Genomic DNA, 21,738 nt, shown 5'->3' on the forward strand with positions numbered 1-21,738 from the left:
TTCTTTCCGCTTGATTGCCCTCTTGCGCTTGTGGAATACTTATTCCACGGCAGCTTCACTCATGGCAACCACATTTTCTATACTGACATTTTCAAGAAGCGCTTCGTGGCTTGGAGATACGATATAGCGGCTTCCAAAAATATCTTTCAGCCTGCGCACTTCGTCCTTTACTTCCTGCGGCGTTCCAAAGGGAAGCAGTTCCTGTGTGTCGATCCCGCCAATCAATACCAAATCGTTTTTAAATTCTTTCGCGAGCTTCTCCGGCTGCATATTCGCCGCCTTCGCCTGAAGCGGATGAAGTGCGTCGATTCCAAGGTCGATGAGGCGCGGGATGATGTCAAAAATCGCCCCGCAGGAATGCATCGTTACTTTCAATCCATAAGACTTCATCTGGTCGATTAATTTTTTCATGAACGGCGCGATAAATTTATCGAAAAACTCATTGCTCACCAAAAGTGAAAGCTGGCTGCCAAGGTCGTTTCCGAAAAACGCCGACGTCAACCGGTTTCCCATAGCGTCAAAGCATCGTTTATTTGCCTCAAGGTAAAATTCCGTAATGTGTTCCGTTGCCGCCAATACGACATCCGGATCCGTATGCATTTTTATAAAATAGTTCTCCATGCCGAAAAAGTCGCAGGCGACGTGGAAAAACGGGCACCACATTCCGCCCAGAACGGCAAGCCCCGCCTCCTGTGCGTAATCGATATTGCGCATCGTTTGCGTAAAATCCAGATACTTCGGATCAGGCCAGTCAAAGGCCTCCACTTCCGCAACATCTTCCGTCTCCGCAAAGACACCGTTCTGCCCGAGGCTTATCCGCTTTTCCTGAAAACAATCCCACATCGGTTTCCCATCCGGATGCCGCCATGCGCCCGGATCCACCTCGGGAGAAAACCACAGCAAGTCGCTGTTTAAAGCCTTGGCAAGTTCAACGTCCGCCTTTCCAATCTTTTCCGAGGTCAACACGCTGTTTTGCAGATTTTGCTTTTCAATTTCCGTCAGTGCTTCCTCCTCGATGCCAAAATATGCGCAATAAAGCTGTTTGGCTTTTTCCGAAGGATTTCCCAGCCAAAAGCCGTTATTTTCCGGCTGTACATCCCGATAGATTGATTCGACTATTTGTTTTCCCCTCATAACGTGCGCCTTTCTTTCCTTGGTGATTGTCTGGTTCGTTTTATATTCGTCATATCTTGCCGCCCATCCGCTGCCTCGCTCTGCCGCATCCCACGGATAGGCGAAATGCTCTCCCAATATACCTCCACCGCTTATTCATCGCTTATACCCGAAGCAGCTATGGCCGCATAATCCCCGATCTCTTCTCCCAACTGTGCGGGAACGATCCGGCAAACGGACAGCGAAATCCCAAGCGCCTCTTTCTGCAAAATCGTTTCCATTGGATGCACAAGCAGGTCATAACATCGTCCAAAAATCCCCCCCAGTACGATGACCTCCGGATTCAGGCAGTCTACCAATACGGCCAGCCCCCGCCCCAGATATTCGCCGGCCGTCCGGAATGTTTTGCACGCCGCTTCATCCCCCTGCCGGGCCGCTTCGGCAACCCGCTTCACGTCTATATGTTCAATCTCATTTATGTTTTCGCAGTATGCGGCGCTTTGCCCGCTTTGCAGGCGTTCCCGCGCCATCATGCCCGCAAGCTGCGCAATTCCTCCGCCGCTGCAATATCCTTCCATAGAGCCAGATTTCCCATAACCGACCGGCCCTACAGCACTGAGGCGTATATGCCCGCATTCGCCCGCCATATCGTTTGTTCCGGTATAAAGCTTTTTATTCAAAATCAAGCCCGCTCCGCATCCCGTTCCAAATGTGATAAAAACCGCGTTGCTCGTATTTCGTGCGGCACCGAACATCCATTCTGCCAACGCTCCCGCATTCGCGTCATTTTGCAGATGCGCGGAAATGCCAAAATGGTTCCCGATCCGGTCCGCCACTGGCACACGGTCCCATCCGATCAAGTTCGGCGGCGAAAGGATAAGCCCTTTTTCAGAGTCGAGCGGCCCGCCGCAGCTGATCCCGGCCGCATCGATATCCCGGTGCGTTAATCCATGATTTTGCAGGATCGTTTCCGCCTTCGCGATCAGCGTATCAACCGCGTCGTCCGCCCCGTTCGTATCTGCTGTCCGGAAAGCTTTGCGTTCTAAGAAATCCACGTTTTGCCCCGAAATCCGGCCAAGCATGACCGCGCACTTCGTTCCTCCAATATCAAAGCCTAAAACGTGTTTCATGCGTCATTTCCCCCCAAAAAAATGCGCCTCGATCATTCTGCACAATGCATGATAAACGGGGAGATGCAATTCCTGTATGAGGTAAGTCTCGTCCTCCGGTACGCAAACCGTCACATCGCCGACCTGTTTTAATGTTCCGCCCGTCCGCCCCGACAAGCCAATAACTTCCATTCCTTTCGCTTTTGCAACTTCCGCCGCCAGCACAACATTTTTCGCGTTTCCGGACGTGGATATTCCGAGCAAAACGTCCCCTTTTCGTCCATAACCGTATACTTGCTGCGCAAACGAGAGTTCCGGGCTGGCGTCATTGGAAAACGCCGTACCGAGCGATACGTTTTCCACCAAGGCATAAGCAGGAAGCGCACCTTCCAAATATTCCCCGTATCTTTGCGCATCCTCCGGGTAAAGCCGCGCGAATTCCTCCCGGAATGCTTTATCCGTTTTTCGCGGAAGGATAAACCGTTTCATCAATTCGCCAACGATATGAAGTGTGTCCGCTGCGCTTCCGCCATTTCCGCATATGAACAGCCTTCCGCCGCGCTCGAAACAGTCTATCGATATCCCATAGACCGCAAGAAGCTCTTCTTCATTTTCACGCAGCACCGGATATTTTTGAAACAACTGATCCAGGATATCCCGCACAAATTTTTTTCCGCTCATTTCATCGTTTCCTTCCATACTTTCTTGCCGCCTCAAACATCGTTACAATATTTTCCGGCGGGACGTCGTCCTGTAGGTTGTGCGCCGCCGCAAAAATATATCCTCCATCCCGGTTCAAGATTTCAACCGTTTCATGAACCGCTTCTTCAATCTGCGCCGACGAACCAAAATTCAGCAGTTCCTGTGTATCAATCCCTCCATGGAATACAATCTCTTTCCCGTATCCCTGCTTTAAATGGGAAGGAGCCATTTCCTCTGTAACCGGCTGGATTGGGTTTAATATCTCAACGCCGATCTCGATCAGGTCGCCGATGATCTTATAAACATTTCCGCAGGAATGGTGCAGGAAATACGCATCCGTATAGCGTTTCGTATATTCAATCCGTTCCTTCAAATATGGCTTGATTAACTTTTGGAAAGTTTCCGGCGGCATAAAGAGATTATTCTGCATCGCAAAATCATCTCCGCTCGAGGTGTAGTGGATATATTTCCCCAGCGCTCCATAATAAAGATCTATGATCTTTTTTTGGTATTCCAATATTTTATCAAAAAGTTTGATGACAAATTCTTCATCGATGAAGAGCTTCATCAAGAAATCGTCAAATCCACACAGCCAGCATCCCAGTTCAAAAATTCCATAGACCGGATGTTCGGCGCAGATCACGTATTCGCCTTTTTCCCACAGTTTCTTCGCGTCCGCTTCCATTTCGCCGAGCAGGCCGCGGTCTATGCTGTCCGCATCCGGAAAAAAATAGGAATCCAGGTCTTTGGCCGTCGCGCCCTTAAGCGGCGGATCCACTACATCCCAATACGCGCCGGTAAATTTGCGTTTGATTCCCCATTCGTCAATGTAAAGGTCATCCGCCAGAAATTCAAACTGTGAATTTTCCGGATGCAGAATCTCGCCTACGGAGCGCGTATCAATATCCAGATGCCGTAAAATCCGCTCGTCAATCCGGTCTATTTTTCCGAACAGGTTCCTTTCTTTTGTTTCGCCTGCCAGGCCAAGCAGTTTCATTAAATTTTCCTGACTATTCCCTTCCAGCCCGGAAAGCGGATTCCCGCCTAAATCCAATATAAGGTCCCGCGGCTTCCTGTGCCGCATCGTTTCTTCAAAATTATCGATTCTTGACATTCTTATTTGCCTTTCTTCCCCGTTTTTCCCGAAATCGGGGTACACGAAACCAATATGCGTTTTCCGCATACATGTGACCAGTAAATATTTGATGTATTGGTATTTATTTGCTGCAGTATTCGTCAAAATAGGCTTCGATCGCCAGCGCGATCGCGCCTAAAGCTTCCATTGGTTTGTCTACTGTTCCTGCAAGCGCTTTTATTTTCCTGCCCTTGTCTCTAAAAATATTTTTCATCATTACTTCGCTTGCGCTTTGTATATACAGCGGAAATCTGCGCGCCAACTCGCCGCCGATGATCACTGCACTCGGATTATAAATATTGACGGCGTTCGCAAGGCCGATGCCCAGCCAGCCGCCGACCCGTTTTACTACTTCTTCTGCCGTCGGATCCCCCTGCGCCAAGGCATCCTCAATCATCTGGAGCCCATAGTTGCTTCCGTTTGCACCGCCGTCGAGCACTTTTTCGTGTCTGTATTCCTTTACAAGAGCATTGATGGAACAATAGCTTTCCAGGCAGCCCCGGCTTCCGCAGTAACAGTCCCGTCCATTGAAATCAATGGATGTATGGCCAAGTTCCCCGGCCACTCCGTCGATTCCAATATCCAGCTTACCGCCCTTTACGCGGCCCATACCGACGCCATAATCGGCATAAACATATATATAGTCGTTAAGGCTTTTCCCAATCCCGTATTCCAGTTCCCCCAGTGCGCCCAGCTTCGCGGCGTTCTCTACGGCCGTCGGCCATTCAAAATGGCCTTTTTCCTTAAAAAAGTCCAGGTTTTTTGTCGCCCAGTAGGAAAACACGCCGTCATTTGCCTGTTTTGCGTATTTAAACCCCATACCGGGAGTCCCGATCCCGGAGTAAGACATATCCTCTTTTGACAAACCGCTCATCCGGACAGCCTCTTTCATACATTGCTTGAGCTGTACCAGAATCTTATCTTCCCCGCCGGAATAGTCGATATCACGCCGACAGGACGAAAGGATTTCACCTTCTATGTTGGTGACGATACTTTGTATATTTTTGTCGATTACAGTCCCAATAAAATATCTTCCATTGGGAATAATGCTCAAAAGGTTCGGCTTCCTTCCGCCTGTCGAAATGCCTTTGCCGATCTCACATACAAGCCCATCCCGTATCAGTTCTTCCGAAATCCGCATTACGGTCGGCATCGTAAGCTTTACTTCCCTTGATATCTCCGCACGGGAAACCATTGTGTTTCGTTTGATCGTGTTCAGAATATTTTTTTTGTTGATCGATTTGATGAGGCCTGAACTTCCCACCACCATATTGCTTTTTCTTTTTGCCATTTCGTGTTTTCCCGCCCACTGACATCAGTATTTTATCCTCAGTATATCACCTTTCCAATCTGATTTCACCAGCGAAATTTCAACCTTCCGTCACAATTTCCATTGCGGTTTTTTCCCAGCGGTCGATATGGGACAGATGATATGACACCGTGCTTACGTCCTTTAAGATGATCTCTACCGGTGTGTTATTCCCTTTCGCCGCGCGGACCGCATCCCGAATATTTTTCTTCACGCATGCATCGTCAAACTCTCCGGTTGCAATATAAGATGGATTGCTCTTAAAAGACATGACATAGTCTTTTCCCATGCGTTCCGCGCTCTTTTCCGCGTCTGCCCACGGGCTGACGGATATCTTGCGCACATTGTCCAGTTTCCGTATAATATCTATTTTATCTTCCAGCGGTTCGCAGCAGCCATAATATAAGAGTCCGAATCTTTCATAGAGCGGCCTTACCAGTTCTATCTCAAACTCATCATGCATGTCCGGCGATACCGTCGAAAAGATCTGCGCCATACCAAACGCCCATACATTCTTTGCCGTCACATTCGCGCCCTGTGGCTTCGGGAGGTCATCCGTATATGCGCCCGTGCAATGCACATACTGCGCAAGCGGATCGAGAAGTCCCTGTTCTTCACATTGATCGAGCGTGGCGATTGTCAGGTCCACAAATTTTTTTACAATATCTTTTACAAAATCGGGACGGTCAATGATATCCCACAAGATTGCTTCCGCCGGCTTCATCTGCGCAATCCTGTCCCATACGCCCGCGTGAATCTGCACGCCTGCAAACCGCACCGGGAGAATCCCGTCGAAAATTTCGCTGCAGCGTTCAAAGTGCTCTTCATCCAGCTTGCGGTCCACCCATATTTTATCTGCCTGCAAAGCCTCCAGTTTTTCCGGCGTATCGATCTGGTCTGCATATTTGTGGGAAACAATATCATTGGAGGCATCCGTCTGCCGCACATCCTCCAAGATATGGATCCCATAATTAAGGTTTTGTATTTCATGCGGGATATCCAGCCGGTTTTCTACCACCATATCGCATGGAAAATGCTTCCAGCGGTAGAGCGTCCGCAGCAGTTCGGTTTCTATAGACCGTAAAAATTCATCCTCGCATTGATTTTTCAGTTCATCACTTTTTCCAAGTTCATGCCAGGGAAGCTGGTCAATATATACCATCGGCCGGACCGGGTCAAGGTCGTTATTCTTTCTCCACAGTTCCCTTTTTTCGTTTTGTACCGGCAAATGAGCAATCTCTGCGATCTTCTCTCCGAGTTCCTTTAATATTTTTGCATCGTTGTTCATGCTTCACTACCCTCACTTCTGTATAATTTCAAAAATGTCAAAAATTAGTGGATAGCCTTCTCCAGCAGTGCGGCTTCGGAAGCTTCTTCCCTGTTAAACTCTCCGGTAATTTTGCCGTCCTTCATGACATAGACCCTATCGCACATTCCTAATATTTCAGGAAGTTCAGATGACACCATAATAATCGCAAGCCCCTGGTTTGCCAGATCATTCATCAGCGAATAGATTTCCGCCTTGGCTCCGACGTCGATTCCCCGTGTCGGTTCGTCGATCACGAGTACTTTCAGGTTCTTTTTCATAAGCCAGCGGGCAAGCAAAACCTTTTGCTGGTTTCCTCCTGAAAGTTTGGGGATAAGCTGATTCATCGTAGGCGTTTTGATTTTCAGTTTCCGGATCATATCATTAACAGCTTCTTCTTCTCCTGTTTTGGAAATACTGATCCCTTTTGCTACCTGATTCAGGGAAACGATTGTCATATTGCTTTTTACGCTCATGTTCGGCAGCAGGCCGCCTTTCCTTCTGTCTTCTACCACAAGGCCCATGCCGGATTCCCGGGCAGCCAGCGGGGAGTTGAGCGGTATTTCCCGGCCGTCAAGGATTATATTTCCTTTTATCCGCTTGTCCATACCAAAGAGCGCCATCGTCATTTCCGTACGTCCCGCACCCATCAGCCCGGAAAAACCTACGATCTCTCCGCGCCGTACACAGAACGAAATATCCGTTACTTTTTCTGTTGTCAATCCCTTGACATCAAGCAGTACATCCCCCAGCTTCGCGTTGCGGTCCGGGAAGATATCTTCCATTTTCCTGCCCACCATCATTTCGATCAGTTGTTCTTCATCCAGTTCCTCCGGATTTCTGGTTCCCACGACCGTGCCGTCCTTGAATACCGTAATCCGGTCCGCAATCTCAAATATTTCATCCAGCTTGTGCGAAATATAGATGATCGAAACGCCGCGTTCCTTCAGCCACGCGATGACTTTAAAGAGGTTTTCCACCTCTTTCGGGCTGAGCGCGGAGGTCGGTTCATCCATGATGATGATCTTGGCATCCAGGGAAAGGGACTTTGCGATCTCGACAAGCTGCTGCTCCGCGATGCTCATATATTGTACCTTTGTCCGCGGACTAATCGTAAGCCCTACCATTTCCATATACTTCCGCGATTCGTCATAAAGCGTTTTCCACTGAACCCGGCCTCCTTTTGCGGGAAGCCGCCCGAAGAAAATGTTTTCCGCCGCGGATAGGCTCGATACAAGGTTCAGCTCCTGATAAATAACGCTGATTCCTTTTTTGATCGCGTCGAGGGGATGGTGGATATTCGCCTCTTCCCCGTTGATTAGGTATTTCCCGCGTGAGCGTTGGTATACCCCCGAAAGTATTTTAATCAGCGTCGATTTTCCCGCTCCGTTTTCACCGACCAGCGCATGTACCTCTCCCTGTTGGAGATCAAAGCTTACTCCTTTCAGCGCATGCACCCCCGGGAAGATCATGTGCATATCCGCAATTTCAATAACAGGTGTATTTTTCATGCCGTTATTCCCTCGTTTTCCAGATGATCTTTCTGTTCCTGCACGATTTTTTTCGCCAACCGTGCCTTACGGACTTCGTCGAGGTAAACGGCCAGAATGATTACGATGCCTCTCGCAATATTCTGCCAGAAGGACGAAACATCCAGCAACGTGAGGCCGTTTTCCAAAATGCCGAGAATCAGCATACCGACAAACGCGCCGCCAATGCCCCCGACGCCGCCGTTCAGGGAAACACCGCCCAAAATAATCGCGGCGATTACCGTCATTTCAAAGCCGTCTCCGGCTGAAGGCTGCGCCGACGACATCCGCGAGGCAAGCAGCACGCCCGCAAGCATGGTGAGCACGCCGCTGATAACATATACTGTAATCCTCATCCGGTCCACCGGCAGGCCGGCAAGACGGGATGCTTCCTGGTTGCCGCCGATCGCATAGATATAGCGTCCAAACGTTGTATGGCGCAGGATATACCAAATCACTACGAATAGCACCGCCATGATAATAACGCCGTTCGGTATCGGGCCTACATAACCTGTCCCAAGCTCCTGAAAATCAGGATAAGCTACCTGTATAGAGACCGCGTTCGTCGTCACCATGGCTACGCCCCGCCAAATTGTCATCGTACCAAGCGTCACGATCAGGGAATTCATTTTCCCTTTGGCAACCAAAAAGCCGTTCAGCGCGCCAACGCCGGCGCCCGCCGCAAGCGCTGCAAGAACGGCAAGCGCAATGCTGCCCGTCGCGTTCAGCGTAACGACGGAGCAAAGGCCCGCGATCGCCTGCTGCGAACCGACCGAAAGATCGATCTCGCCAAGCAATATTACCATTGTGAGCCCGAATCCGCAGATCGCCGTCAGCGATACCTGCCGGAGCATATTCATAATATTCCGTTCCGATAAAAACACTGGCGATGCCAGCGCCATAATGACGCACAGTACAATCAGCGCGATGACAAGGAAAAGAATATCGGAGTCTTTTATTTTGGAAAATACACTTTTCGCTGTTGTTTTTTGGCTGTTCATATCTTCATTCCTTTCAACGGATTCTTACCGCGCCCGGGCAGTAACTGTCCGGGCGCTGGCAAGTTCCTTTCTTATTACGGTTTTTTACTCTTCGATCAGTGCTCTGACCGCATCAAAATTGGTGATATATTCTCCATTTTCTTCCGTGTAAAAATCCGCGAAGTTGTCAAGCGTGATTATTGTAGTTCCGGACCAGGTGCGTTCTTCAACCTCTCCGCCGTTCGCAATTTCATAAGCCGTGTCGATCAGCCTCTGTCCCATGAAATCCGGGAACATAGCAACTGCCGATTTATAGGGGCCGCCCGCGAGAAGGGCCGTGCGTCCCGCTACGCCTTCAAAGCCAAACCCGATTGCCACTAACTGGCTTTCATCGAGGCCCGCTTCCTTATAAGCGGCCATACCGCCCGTCGTCGCATTATCATTGATTCCATAAATTACATTGACTTCAGGATGCGCCGTAATCGCGTCCGCCGAAACCTCGAGAGATTTTTCTTTCGAACCCTCTCCGTCTACTTCCTGTACGATTTCATACTGAATACCGGATTCATCCAGCGCTTCCTTGAAGCCCTGTACGCGTTCCCGGCAGTCTTCATTTGCAGGAGCGTTCACAACAAGGATCTTAGGATCGATATTGTTTTCCGTCGCGTATTCCGCCAGCCATTCGCCTGCCTTGCGTCCACCTTCCACGCTGTCGATTCCGACCGTTGTCGTCGCGCCTTCCACGACGTTGGATTCACAGATGACCGGCACTCCCTGCGCTTCGGCTTCTTGAATAACTGTCGCAAGCGATTTCGCGTCAACCGGGGTAATCAGGAGCGCGTCAACGCCGGACGTCAGCATATTTTCCAGTTGTGTTACCTGCTTGCCCGCATCCATCGCGGCATCCGCCGTAATCAGCTCTACGCCAAGCTCTTCTGCCCGCTGCTGTGCGCCGTTTACGATATTCTGATACCATTCGTGCGACATATCGCTGGTAACGTAACCAAATTTCAGCGTTTTACCGTCTGTACTGTCCTCTTCAACCGGATCCGATGCATCCGCAGCCGCCGATTCAGCCGGAACCGACGCATCCGCGCCAGTATCTTCCGCTGGGGCCGACGAACATCCGAAAGCTGTAACCATCAGAAGTACCGCTAAAACTACCACTAAGACTTTTTTCATACTTTTCCCTCCCAAGTTTTATCTTTTTAGCGCATATTTTGCGCCATTTTATATTTGATGATCCGGCATTGCCGGTTCCATCCCGAGATAGGTTCTTAAAAAATGCATCACGAAATACACTTGTGTACGTTTCTTTTTTGTAATTTTTTACACTGCGTGAAATATTGATATAATGATATAGCCGCCATTTGCTTGATTCGTTTCTCGTTTTCGCGGCCCACTTTTTAATTCAAAATAAATATCTACCCGTTTAAATCCCCTTATTGCTATTTATTGTTTGAATTTTCTGTTGTTTTCGTCTTAACTTTTTAATATTATGTAACTAAGTTGTGTTTTAATAATATCTTATATGCATCTAAATGTCAATCATTTTTTGTAAAAAAATATTTTAAGTTTAAATATCTTATTTTACAAAAGAAAACCGCAAGGAGAATAATGCAATATATGGCAAACAGTGTGCTGCCTGTTTTCTGGAAAATCCCTGCATACAAGGAGGAAAAATTTTTAACGCTTGCTCCAGGCACTTGCTTTTGGCCAGTCCAATATTTATCCAAGGAAGATTTTACAGGAAATTTTCCAATCGATATATTTTGTGGCCTAAGATTCCGTTTTAAAACAAATGATAGGATGCGGCGTTCCAAAGAGCGCTAAAAACAGGCCGCATCATTTTCTTTTTTTGAAAACCCCGCTTTGGGATATTGGGGGATATATCGCAAAAATTTTGTGCCCACTTTTCATGTTGATACAATATTTTTTACCTGCGAACGCTTTCTAATCCGTATTGATGCGGTATTTGTATGGCAGGCCTTTGGTTTTATCCTGATTCTATATGCCAAGAACAATGTGCTGCTTTCCGCCATCCCATTGATTGTGCAAGGGCGTACCACACTGCGGCCAATCATAATCTCTCCCGTACAAACAACTTATGATTCGCGGTTCCGGTATCTTGATGTGTGTATAACTTCTTTTCATACAAATGCCCCCTGCATAGTCTCTGTCCTACATCAGGGGGCTGGTTTTTATTATTGTCCATTTTGGGGATTCGGTCTATTTCATATGATGGGCTCTTTTTCCTGCCTGTTCTCCGCACAATACCTCCTGTACAGGGCTTCCGCGAAAACACCAAAAGAAAGCCAGCGGCACGGGCCGCCTAATCCTGCGATCCCTGCACAAAGGGTACATCGTGCGCCACGTCCTCCGGACTCCAGTTGTCTGTACTGGGAATATCCTGCGGATCGATATCCGGGCGTTCCTCCGGCATATCCGCAAGCACGAGCTGCTTACGGATGGCCGCTGTTTCCTCGTCGCCCGGATCGCCATCGCGGATTACGCATACTGTCCCTGGCGCAATATTGAACCACATCCATTTCGCATCCGGCACAGTAAGGCGGATACATCCGTGCGAATCGGCAGTTCCCAGCTTTTCCCAAACTTCTTCGATATACGTCGATGTATCAAATTCTTCATACAGGATCGTATGGAAATAGATCGCTCCGCGGATCTGCGTCCAATATTGCCCGTAAGTTTTATCACGCGCAAACTGGCTGAACCGCACATGGTAATTGTCCATTTTAAACGTTCCCTTGGGCGTACAGTCGTCCTTTCCGGTCGAGCACAGCATATAGCGTACGGGAACCGTATATTCGCCATTCTCATCCTGCGAATACACCATCGTCACCTGATGTTCGATATCCACGATAATCTTGTATGTGTCTGCCGCCGGAAACCCTTCCGGATATTGGTCGCGCGTTCCGTCGTCACTCATCACCAATTCTTCAAACGTCATACCCACGGTAGGTGCAAATTTTGAAAATGGATCGCATTCTTTGGCGGTTCCCGAATAGAGAAGCTTTTGTGTCTCTTCCCCGGCGATTCCGTCCGGCTGTAAATCGTTTTGTTTCTGAAACGCCGCAACCGCCGCTCTCGTCATCGATCCGTAATAATCTGTCGCTTCGTCTTCTATAAGATATCCAAGCTCCATGAGCGCCTCTTGCAAGTGTTGCACCTCCGCCCCCTGCGCTCCCTCGGCGAGCTCCGTATAGGGCGTGGGCGTTGGGGAGGGCGTTGGCGACGAAGAGGGGGCCGGCTCCGCTGCAAATGTTTGCGTCGGGGATTCACTCGGCGTAGGCTCCGTTTCCTTTGCGCATCCCAGGGCAGCCCCCGTGCAAAGCATCAGTGCAAGGATAAAACAGCCCGCTTTTCTAAGATTCATTTCTGTTCCCTTCTCTTCCCAATCCGGCGATTAAAGCTCGCCCTTTCGGTTCGTCCGTCAAGACTTCCCGTTTGCTCAAGACCTGTAGAGGCTCGTCACCGCTAACGCTAAAAGCGCCAGCTTTCCCATTGAAGGGACTTTCATACTCTTTGGCGCTTAATCTTCTCTTCTATCCCGGCCCGGTATTTAAAGTTCTCCGAGCAGCATTTTAGCCTGCCGGATATGCTCCTGCACCATACCAGGGGCCGGACCTCCGGGCACATTTCGCGTATTTACGCACGTTTCAAGGCTGATTGCCCTGAAAATATCTTCCCCTGCCTCCGGCGCAAATTGCCGGATTTCTTTGAGCGTCAGTTCGTCAAGCGCCTTTCCATGCTGCTCGCAATACAGCACCAAATGCCCCACGACTGCGTGCGCGTCACGGAACGCCATTCCATTTTTTACAAAATAATCCGCCGCATCCGTTGCGTTCGTGAATCCAAGGCCCGCTCCCGCGCGCAACTTGTCTTTTTTCCACTCTGCCGTTTTCAGCATGCCGTCCATCACCCGCAAGCATGCCTTCAGGGTATCGGCTGCATCAAAGGCGCTCTCTTTGTCTTCCTGCATATCTTTATTATAGGCAAGGGGCAACCCCTTCATCACGGTTAAAAGCGCCGCAAGGTCGCCGTACACTCTTCCCGTTTTGCCGCGGATCAGCTCCGCCATATCCGGGTTTTTCTTTTGGGGCATGATGCTGGATCCTGTGGAGTAAGCGTCCGAAAGCCGGAGCGTTCCATATTCGTTGGTGGAAAAAAGAATAATCTCCTCACACAGCCGGGAAAGGTGCATCATACAGATTGAAGCCGCTGCAAGGTATTCAAGCGCGAAATCGCGGTCGGATACCGCGTCAAGGCTGTTGCGCGTAATACCGGACATATGGAGTTCCCCTGCAACCATTTCCCTGTCAATCGGATAAGTCGTTGCACACAGTGCCCCCGCCCCAAGCGGCAGCACGTCCGTCCGTTTTTTGCAATCGAGGAAGCGTTGGATGTCGCGGTAGAACATCTCGAAATAAGCCATCATATAATGTCCGAGCGTCGTTGGCTGCGCCTTTTGCAGATGCGTATACGCCGTCATGATGGTATCGGTGTTTTCCTCGGCAATATCAACAAGCGTACCGCATAGCGCGATCAGGCGTTCTGTTGTTTCATCTGCCATACGTTTCATGTAAAGCCGGAAATCCGTCGCCACCTGGTCGTTGCGGCTGCGGCCCGTATGCAGCTTTTTTCCTGTATCGCCAATCCGCTCTGTGAGCAGCCTTTCGATGTTCATATGGATATCCTCATCATGTACGGAGAACTCCACCTTTCCCGCATCGATATCGGCCAGGATCGACCGCAGGCCTTCCACAATTTTGTCTGCGTCTTCCTGCGGGATGATACCCTGTGCGCCAAGCATATGCGCATGGGCAATGCTGCCTGTAATATCCTCGCGGTACATGCGGCTGTCAAAGCCAATGGAGGACTGGAACCCCTCCGCAAATTCATCCGTACTCCCTTCGAATCTTCCGCCCCATAATTTTGACATATAGTATTACTCCTACTGTTTTTTCTTTGTATGCTTTATTATAACACAAAAAAAGACAGCATTGCGCTGTCTTTTCATACGTTCTTAATCGCCGATGCCCAACCTTATTTCGAGCTGGTCTTTAGCTGCATCAATTTGGTCGTCCATCTGGCCGAGCTGGCGTTCGTAGGTGCGGTAATCTTCCTGTGTGACGGCCCCCGACATATAATCCAGTTCAAGTTGGCTGTCAAGCGCATCAATCTCATATTCGAGCGTTTTAAATTCCGGCTTTATTTCAAAATAAACGGTCAGGCTTTCTTCATAAGTCCCCGGTACGGCTACCTGTTCAGCTTTGTCAATCAATGCCTGCACCTCTGTTCCAAGCGCAGCGACAGCGCTTGTATAGTCTTCCCCCGCGGGAAGCCCCGCCGATGGCGTCGGCAGCGGATCCAGAGACGGCTCTGCCGGGTCTTCTGAAAACTCCGTTTCACCCCATTGCCTATAATATATTTCGTCCTGCAAATCATAAATTTCCTGCCACAGGCTATCAATCTGGTCTTCAAGGCTATTCAGGCGGCTCATAAACACCGCGTTTGAATTGCCCATACACCCAGCCGCAAATATGGCCACAATCAGCACCATTGCAATCATTAAGACGATCTTTCTCTTTTTCATTGTCTTTCCTCCCGGTTTGTCCCCCTGGTTGGTTATGCATATTATATCACGAAAAAATCTTTTTTGCATTTGGCGGCGTTCGGTGCTACAATGTTGCACAAAAAGGGGGATCGAGTATGCTGTATCAGATTTATAAAGGGAATATGTCCCCTGTAGACAAAATCGTCCCGGCGGATGGCTATTCTTATATTTCCGTTGTTACGGTTTCCGAAGCGCTCCAATATTTTCCGGAACTGATTCCCCGCGCGCTGGCAGCCCAGATGTTTGGGAATCCTTCCATGCGGTTTGAGAATCATGAGCAATTCGACCTCCTGTGCCTGCCTCTGTTTCGTTCTTTCCGCGATCTTGAGCACAGCCCTTCTATCTATATAATTATTCAAAAAAACAGTATGCACCTTGTATGCGGCGAGCATAAAAATCTCGTCTCCCTGCTCGAACAGTTTATAAAAAATAATGCCGGAACTGCCGGGATAGGCAGGCTGTTGTGCGCTTTTTTTGAATACCAGTTGGACGACGATCTTTCCGAGCTGGATAACATCGAAAAACAAATTGCGGATCTTGAAGATCGTGTATTGACGGATCAGCAAGAAAATTTCACAAAGGAAATCATCCGCGAACGCAAACGCCTGATGGCGATCATGCGCTATTATGAGGGTCTTCTGGGCATTCTGGAATACGCAGCCATGAATGAAAAGCACGTTTTCAGCAGCCGTTCTGTTCGCTTTTTGAATATCATCCATGGTAAAACGCAGCGGCTATATGACAAGGCCAAAACCCTCCGCGAGTACGTATCCGAAATCCGCGAAGCCTATCAGGCGGAGGTCGATATCCGTACAAATAATATTATGAAAATCCTGACCATCGTGACAATCATTTTTATGCCCTTGACGTTGATCGTGGGATGGTATGGGATGAACCTGCGCATGCCGGAATATGGCTTTGCAGCCGCCTACCCCATTGTAATCGTAAGCTGTATTCTTGTCGCAGTGCTTGGAATTATATATTTCAAAAAACATAAATGGTTTTGATTACCCGGGCTCACGGCAAGGTGGGCTTGACATCCGTAAGGCCAAGAATGTACGCTCTATAAAAGAAAGGAACCGTCTTCCGTCAGTTCCTCTCTTTTTCTATTCGTTTATCATCATTGCTTTCACGCCATGGCCCCGGTCCGCGATAAAGCTTTTCAGCGCCTCCGGGGTGTCTTCCAGTGCAAAACGGTGTGAAATCAGCGGTTTTACATCCACGATCCCCGCTTTCAAGAGGTCAATTCCCTCGGGAAAATACAGTGCTGGGATTGCGTTTGATGCCCTGACCTGCAATTTCTTCCCGTGGATGACGTTTGAATTCAGGGAGAACCTTTCCTTTTCTCCATAGCTGATCCCAAGGAAGGAAACAATCCCCCCTGCTGTACACGCCTTGGTTGCCATATCAATAGTATCCGGCGGCGAGGTGACGAGCACACGGTTCACTCCCCCGCGCTCAAACGCAAACTCCGCAAGGTTGACTTTATCCGTAAAAATAACGCCGTCCGCCCCGAAGCGCTTTGCTAAATCAATCCGTGCGTCTGCTCCCGAACGCTGGGCGGCGTATACCCTGCGCGCTCCGCTTTTTCTCGCCATTTGCAGGGCCATCAGGCCAATCGGCCCGAGCCCCAATACAAGGACGTCATCATTCAATTTAATGTCTGCCGTCTTCACGAGGTCAATCGCTACGCCAAGCGGCTCCAGGAACGCGCCTTCCTCGAAGGAAAGACCGCTGAACTTCACGCACAGGATTTCCGGCGCGATTACATATTCCGAAAAGCCCATGCTGTTATCGCCCATTGACATGAAATTAGGACCATTCATGTCAAGCTCTACATGCCCATTGAGGCTGACGTCAGCTCCCGGATCGAAAATAGACGTTTCAACAGCTACATGATCTCCCACGGCAAGCCTGGTAACTGTTTTCCCGGTCCGCTCAACAATGCCGGAAAACTCGTGCCCAAACGGCTGCCAATCCTCCGCGGCATATTTGGCAAGAATATTGTCGTGCCCGCAGTATCCACATGCTTTTACGCGAATCAGCACCTCCTCCGGCTTTAGCGCCCTCTCTTCGACATCCCGAACTTCAAATTGGTACGGTGCTTTTAAATATGCTGCTTTCACGCCTCTTTCTCCTCCTTTTGCCCTCGGATTCAGGGAAAGTGTCATCAATGCCTTCTCGCAATTTTTCCCGATATAGCTTCCGAAAATAGGGCAATGCCTGTGACAATCAGGTAAATTCCAAGGACAATCGCAACCGCAATAAGGCCGGTAAACGGCAGGATGACCATCAGGATTCCGATGATAAGGTTAAGGATACCGCTCATCATCAGCCAACCGGTATCTTTTGCATCCAGCCGTTTAAACCGGTTGTAGGAAAAAAACTCCATAATGCCGCGGTAAATTGCAAAAAAACCGAGCACCGTTGTAAATATCCCCATCATGGTGATCTGGTTTGCAGGATCCCCGACAGAAAGAACAATAATTATAGCCCCCATCAGCACAAGGATTACCCCACTGGCAAGCGTCCCCTCATTCCGGTAAGACGGCTCCGTACGGAAAAAAGCAATCAACTCATATAAACCCATCAAAAGAATGCCGACCGCCACCGCATAATTGACTGCAAATCCTACACCCACCGGCATTGCCAGCAGCAACACACCAAGCACAACCATGCAGACTGCAATAATACATCCCATGATCTTATGCTGTTTGACTCGTTTCAGCAGAAGTTCTTCCGCTTCCGGTTCCAAATCCGGTATCAGGTTTTCATTTTCCATAAGTCTTTCCTCCTGGTGTATCTATTAGCGTACCTGTCCATCCCCGTCAATCACATATTTCGTCGTAGTCAGTTCCGCAAGGCCCATCGGTCCGCGTGCATGGAGCTTTTGTGTGGAAATACCAATCTCCGCGCCATAGCCGAATTCAAAACCATCCGTAAAACGCGTGGACGCATTGACGTATACCGCCGCTGAATCTACATCTGCTTTAAACCGTTCCGCATTGCGGTAATCGTTTGTAACGATGGCATCGGAATGGCCCGTCCCATGCAGATTAATGTGGTCAATGGCATCTTCTACATCATCAACCACCTTTACGGAAATAATATAATCGAGAAACTCTGTATCGTAGTCTTCCGGTGTAGCGGGAACTGCGCCATATTTCTGGCAAAACGCATCGCCGCGGATTTCCACATTTTTTTCTTTCAGCGCCCGGAATACTTTCGGCAAAAATTCTGCCGCGATCTCCCGATGCACAAGCAGGCTTTCCGCCGCATTGCATACCGCTGGCCGTGTGGTCTTTGCATTGACAGTAATCGCCGTCGCCATTTCAAAATCTGCTGTTTTGTCCACATAAATATGACAATTACCTACACCCGTTTGAATCACGGGGATTGTGGCATTCCGGACAACGGACTGAATGAGCCCGCCGCCCCCGCGCGGAATGAGCACGTCGATCAGCTCGTTTAATTTCATCATCTCAGTTGCTGCTTCACGGGACGTATCCGTAACGAGGCCTACAGCACCTTTTGGCATACCCATCGCTTCCCCTGCGCGGATGAGCACGTCTGCAATCGCCGTGTTGGAATGGATCGCTTCGCTGCCGCCTTTCAGAACAACCGCATTTGAAGTCTTGAGGCACAGGCCGACTGCATCGGCCGTCACGTTTGGGCGCGCTTCATAGATGATGCCGATCACTCCCATCGGCACACGCTGCTTGGCAATCAAAAGTCCGTTCGGGCGCTTCGTTGCATGAATAATCTCGCCAATCGGATCGGGCAGTTCCGCTACGTCCCGCAGGCCTTGCGCCATCGCCTGAATCCGTTTTTTGTCGAGCGCCAAGCGGTCGATCAGCGCAGGTGTGCGCCCTTTTTCGCGCGCCGCGTCCACATCAAGCGCATTTTGTTTCATAATCTCTTCGGTGTGGGACAGAAGCCCCGTCGCCATTGCCTCAAGGATCTTGTTTTTCTCAATTGTATTCAGGCGGTTCATTGCAGATTTTGCCGCTTTTGCCGCTTCTGCCACCTGTATCACCTTACCCATGGAAACACTCCTTTTTCTGTTTTTTTCAGTATAACATTCCCTTTCATGAAGTACAAGCACGCCGTTGGAGCAAGCTCCGCAGACAGGCCCTCGCGCCAATGTGCGGGGTCTTTATCTGTTCCGCTGCTCCCTCCGCCCGCTGCACACAGCGGTTTTCATCCGCGCGCCTGCGTGCTTCGCACTTGCCAATCGCTTACACTCTTGGAGCCTCACATATGGGCTCGCACAGAGGCTCCTTGCTTTCTTGCGAAATTTATCCCGTTCCGGCTTTTCTTTCCAGGAAAAAAGTTCCGCACGCCCTTTCCTCTTCCCCATGAAACTTGAACAGCGTCAGTTACATGAAGACCCGATTTCTTTTACAATTTTTCACATCTGTCCGTCCTACGGCTGAAATTTTCCTTTCAGCCGGTCCTTCCTGACTATCTGCTTTTATCCTGCCATATGCTTATGTTTCAAAGACAATGCTCTGCCCGCGTGTAAGCGGCATCACGATGCGTCCGCGAAAAGGCGCCAATACCCTCGATGCACGCAAAGCATGTGCTGCTTTTGCGCCCGCGCTGCCATAGTGCATGGGAACCGCCATCTTCGCGCCCACATACTCCATAAAATACTCGATTCCAAGCAGCATGCTGTCCCCTAGCCTAGGATCGACCGGGATAAATGCAATATCGATATGCTTACCCAATAGCAGGCTGATTTCTCTTTTATAATCGCGGGCCATATCTGCATTCCACTGTGGGTCTTCCCCTTCCCAATGCCACCAGTTGAGGTCTCCTGCATGATAAATCAAAAGTCCCTCCACTTCTACCAGGAAAGCCAAGCCCTCATCTGTAGAACGGAAGGTCTCCACTGCCATATCGCCAAGGTCGTATCTATGATGCGGAGCGGCCATCAGCGCACCCGTACGCGGACGGATATCGTTGGAAAGTACGTAACGAATATCCCTGATTTTCTCTGCCCAGTTAAAAATCATGGAATTATAATGATCGCCATGGGCGTGTGAAACAAAGACGACAACAGACTTATCCGCAAGCTCCTCCGGAACAATCACACCGCCCGCAAGGCCGCGCTTCCCATCCGCCGGACATTTATTCCAATTGTCAAAAATTAAAAAATGCTGCTCCGTTTTTACTGCGAAACCGCTGTTGTCAAGATATGTAATCTGAGTCTGCATAACCTATTCTCCACTGTTTTTTCTCTATCTATTATAACCAAAAAACCGCCCTCACCGGACGGTTTCCTGATTTTTTTATTTTTCCGCCTGCCATTTTTCGCGGCCATGCGTATAAGTCGGAAGCAACAATGGCGATACCATATCGCTCACGATGCCGGCATCAGCCATTTCCCGCGCATAGGCATCCACATGCCCAAGCGTCAGTTTTCCGTTTTTCACATCCTTCGCCTTTGCCGATGCGTTCTTCCCCGCATTGCGCCCGAACACAATGATATCAAGGAGGGAGTTCCCCATCAGGCGGTTCCTGCCATGAATGCCTCCTACCGCCTCGCCGGCAATAAACAGGTTCTCTACGCCGCTCTGGCCGTCAACCGAAATATCGATACCGCCGTTCTGGTAGTGCAGCGTCGGGTAGACAAGGATAGGCACTTCACGCATATCGATATCATATTTCATATACATCCGCAGCATTGCCGGAATGCGTTTTTCCAGCGTACCCTCGCCATGAATCATATCGATCATCGGCGTATCGAGCCACACGCCGCATCCTTCCGGGGTTGGGATTCCCTTCTTGTGTGCCTTGCATTCACGGATAATGGAAGCCGCCGCAACGTCCCGCGTTTCCAACGGATGCATAAAGGCTTCGCCTTCCGAGTTGATGAGCATAGCCCCAAGAGAACGCACTTTTTCCGTCACGAGAGCGCCAAATATCTGTTCCGGGAAAGCCGCGCCCGTGGGATGATATTGCAGCGTGTCCTGGTAGAGCAGTTTTGCTCCTGCGCGGTAGGCAAGAATGAGGCCATCCGCCGTCGCACCATAGTGGTTGGAAGTCGGGAAACCCTGGTAATGCAGCCTTCCTGCGCCGCCCGTCGCAAGGATTACCGTCTTTGCGCGCGCCACCAGATATTCACCCGTTTCCATATTTTGCAGCACGGCTCCCGCAGCCCTGCCGTTTTCATCAAGAATCAGTTCCACTGCCGCAGTGAAGTCCACAACCGGGATGCCTCTGTTCCAAACTTCATCGCGCAGCACACGCATAATTTCCGCTCCCGAATAATCGCGTGCCGCATGCATACGTTTACGGGACGTACCGCCGCCATGCGTGGTAATCATCGTGCCATCCGGCGCCTTGTCAAACATCACGCCGAGGTCGTTAAGCCATTTGACCGCTCCCGGCCCTTCCGAAACCAACTTTTTCAACAATTCGGGCTTATTTGCATAGTGCCCGCCGCCGAGCGCATCGAGGTAATGGATCGCCGGGGAATCGTTCGCCTTGTCGGCGGCCTGAATGCCCCCTTCCGCCATCATGGTGTTTGCATCGCCCATCCGCAGCTTAGTCACAACCATCACATTCGCGCCGCCATTATGAGCCTCAATAGCAGCCGACGCGCCCGCGCCGCCTCCGCCAATGATGAGCACATCCACGTCATACGCAAGGCGGTCAAGATCAATATCCAGTCCTTTCACACGGCTGTTCGCCTGCAAAAGCGCCGCCAGCTCCGTCGGAACCTTCTCTCCTTTGTTGGGTCCTATTTTCAAATTTTCAAACCCGGCCGTCCTGTAGTCCGGGTGAAATTCCCTCAGCAGGTTGTGTTTTTCTTCGGCGGTCATCCTCTTCGGCTCCATACCGATCCTTGAAGCCCTTGTCGCCTCGACTTTCTTTGCCGAAGCAAGCATTTCCGGTGTAAACATATTTTCCGC

The 21,738-nt window shown here is 49.8% G+C and carries 19 protein-coding genes; 2 read left to right on the forward strand and 17 right to left on the reverse strand.

The features are described from left to right. Positions 1 to 39: 39 nt before the first annotated feature. The 9 genes from H8S18_RS06660 to H8S18_RS06700 form a co-directional block, all read right to left on the reverse strand. Complete coding sequence (locus H8S18_RS06660) at positions 40 to 1,251, reverse strand: uroporphyrinogen decarboxylase family protein (RefSeq protein ID WP_207721680.1); 1,212 nt, start codon at positions 1,249 to 1,251, stop codon at positions 40 to 42. A gap of 14 nt (positions 1,252 to 1,265) precedes the next feature. Beyond that, positions 1,266 to 2,243 (reverse strand): ROK family protein, encoded by a 978-nt coding sequence (locus tag H8S18_RS06665; RefSeq protein ID WP_186857536.1) that lies wholly within the window; start codon positions 2,241 to 2,243, stop codon positions 1,266 to 1,268. 3 nt (positions 2,244 to 2,246) lie between these two features. Continuing rightward, positions 2,247 to 2,921: a D-sedoheptulose-7-phosphate isomerase gene (locus tag H8S18_RS06670; RefSeq protein ID WP_243165085.1), complete on the reverse strand. Its 675-nt coding sequence runs from the start codon at positions 2,919 to 2,921 to the stop codon at positions 2,247 to 2,249. Beyond that, positions 2,905 to 4,038 carry a uroporphyrinogen decarboxylase family protein gene (locus H8S18_RS06675; RefSeq protein ID WP_186857537.1) on the reverse strand — a complete coding sequence of 378 codons (1,134 nt, stop codon included), beginning with the start codon at positions 4,036 to 4,038 and terminating at the stop codon, positions 2,905 to 2,907. Before H8S18_RS06675 ends, H8S18_RS06670 begins: the two co-directional genes overlap by 17 nt. Positions 4,039 to 4,141: 103 nt before the next feature. After that, positions 4,142 to 5,350 carry an ROK family transcriptional regulator gene (locus H8S18_RS06680; protein WP_186857538.1) on the reverse strand — a complete coding sequence of 403 codons (1,209 nt, stop codon included), beginning with the start codon at positions 5,348 to 5,350 and terminating at the stop codon, positions 4,142 to 4,144. Positions 5,351 to 5,429: 79 nt separating this feature from the next. Next, the gene (locus H8S18_RS06685; protein ID WP_186857539.1) at positions 5,430 to 6,656 is read right to left on the reverse strand and encodes a hypothetical protein; all 1,227 of its coding nucleotides are present in this window, start codon (positions 6,654 to 6,656) and stop codon (positions 5,430 to 5,432) included. Between the two features lie 44 nt (positions 6,657 to 6,700). Continuing rightward, positions 6,701 to 8,185 (reverse strand): sugar ABC transporter ATP-binding protein, encoded by a 1,485-nt coding sequence (locus H8S18_RS06690; protein WP_186857540.1) that lies wholly within the window; start codon positions 8,183 to 8,185, stop codon positions 6,701 to 6,703. Beyond that, positions 8,182 to 9,204 (reverse strand): ABC transporter permease, encoded by a 1,023-nt coding sequence (locus H8S18_RS06695; protein WP_186857541.1) that lies wholly within the window; start codon positions 9,202 to 9,204, stop codon positions 8,182 to 8,184. Before H8S18_RS06695 ends, H8S18_RS06690 begins: the two co-directional genes overlap by 4 nt. An 84-nt stretch (positions 9,205 to 9,288) precedes the next feature. After that, positions 9,289 to 10,365 (reverse strand): sugar ABC transporter substrate-binding protein, encoded by a 1,077-nt coding sequence (locus H8S18_RS06700; RefSeq protein ID WP_186857542.1) that lies wholly within the window; start codon positions 10,363 to 10,365, stop codon positions 9,289 to 9,291. A 444-nt stretch (positions 10,366 to 10,809) separates the two neighbouring features. Between H8S18_RS06700 and H8S18_RS06705 the strand changes: the two genes are divergently transcribed. After that, positions 10,810 to 11,016 (forward strand): hypothetical protein, encoded by a 207-nt coding sequence (locus tag H8S18_RS06705; RefSeq protein WP_186857543.1) that lies wholly within the window; start codon positions 10,810 to 10,812, stop codon positions 11,014 to 11,016. A gap of 499 nt (positions 11,017 to 11,515) precedes the next feature. Here H8S18_RS06705 and H8S18_RS06710 read toward each other — a convergent pair whose 3' ends face one another. The 3 genes from H8S18_RS06710 to H8S18_RS06720 all read right to left on the reverse strand — a co-directional run bounded on the left by H8S18_RS06710 (position 11,516) and on the right by H8S18_RS06720 (position 14,797). Next, complete coding sequence (locus tag H8S18_RS06710) at positions 11,516 to 12,577, reverse strand: L,D-transpeptidase family protein (protein ID WP_186857544.1); 1,062 nt, start codon at positions 12,575 to 12,577, stop codon at positions 11,516 to 11,518. 186 nt (positions 12,578 to 12,763) lie between these two features. Continuing rightward, positions 12,764 to 14,143, reverse strand: a complete 1,380-nt coding sequence (gene argH, locus H8S18_RS06715) for an argininosuccinate lyase (RefSeq protein WP_186857545.1) — start codon at positions 14,141 to 14,143, stop codon at positions 12,764 to 12,766. Between the two features lie 84 nt (positions 14,144 to 14,227). Continuing rightward, positions 14,228 to 14,797, reverse strand: a complete 570-nt coding sequence (locus H8S18_RS06720; protein ID WP_186857546.1) for a hypothetical protein — start codon at positions 14,795 to 14,797, stop codon at positions 14,228 to 14,230. 116 nt (positions 14,798 to 14,913) lie between these two features. On the opposite strand from H8S18_RS06720, the gene H8S18_RS06725 reads away from it, so the two are divergent. Beyond that, positions 14,914 to 15,825 (forward strand): magnesium transporter CorA family protein, encoded by a 912-nt coding sequence (locus H8S18_RS06725; protein WP_186857547.1) that lies wholly within the window; start codon positions 14,914 to 14,916, stop codon positions 15,823 to 15,825. Positions 15,826 to 15,924: 99 nt separating this feature from the next. Here the strand turns inward: H8S18_RS06725 and H8S18_RS06730 are convergent, their stop codons facing one another. From H8S18_RS06730 to H8S18_RS06750, 5 genes are all read right to left on the reverse strand, one after another. Further along, the gene (locus tag H8S18_RS06730) at positions 15,925 to 16,944 is read right to left on the reverse strand and encodes a zinc-dependent alcohol dehydrogenase (protein WP_186857548.1); all 1,020 of its coding nucleotides are present in this window, start codon (positions 16,942 to 16,944) and stop codon (positions 15,925 to 15,927) included. A gap of 44 nt (positions 16,945 to 16,988) precedes the next feature. Next, positions 16,989 to 17,600 (reverse strand): HdeD family acid-resistance protein, encoded by a 612-nt coding sequence (locus H8S18_RS06735; protein ID WP_186857549.1) that lies wholly within the window; start codon positions 17,598 to 17,600, stop codon positions 16,989 to 16,991. Between the two features lie 24 nt (positions 17,601 to 17,624). Beyond that, positions 17,625 to 18,863: a glutamate-5-semialdehyde dehydrogenase gene (locus H8S18_RS06740; protein WP_186857550.1), complete on the reverse strand. Its 1,239-nt coding sequence runs from the start codon at positions 18,861 to 18,863 to the stop codon at positions 17,625 to 17,627. 445 nt (positions 18,864 to 19,308) lie between these two features. Then, positions 19,309 to 20,037, reverse strand: a complete 729-nt coding sequence (locus H8S18_RS06745) for an MBL fold metallo-hydrolase (protein WP_186857551.1) — start codon at positions 20,035 to 20,037, stop codon at positions 19,309 to 19,311. Positions 20,038 to 20,112: 75 nt separating this feature from the next. Continuing rightward, entirely contained in the window at positions 20,113 to 21,729 is a 1,617-nt protein-coding gene (locus H8S18_RS06750; protein WP_186857552.1) for an FAD-binding protein, read from the reverse strand. Between the last annotated feature and the right edge of the window lie 9 nt (positions 21,730 to 21,738).

It is taken from the genome of Christensenella tenuis (genome assembly GCF_014287795.1).
GTDB classification, from domain to species: Bacteria; Bacillota; Clostridia; order Christensenellales; family Christensenellaceae; genus Christensenella; species Christensenella tenuis.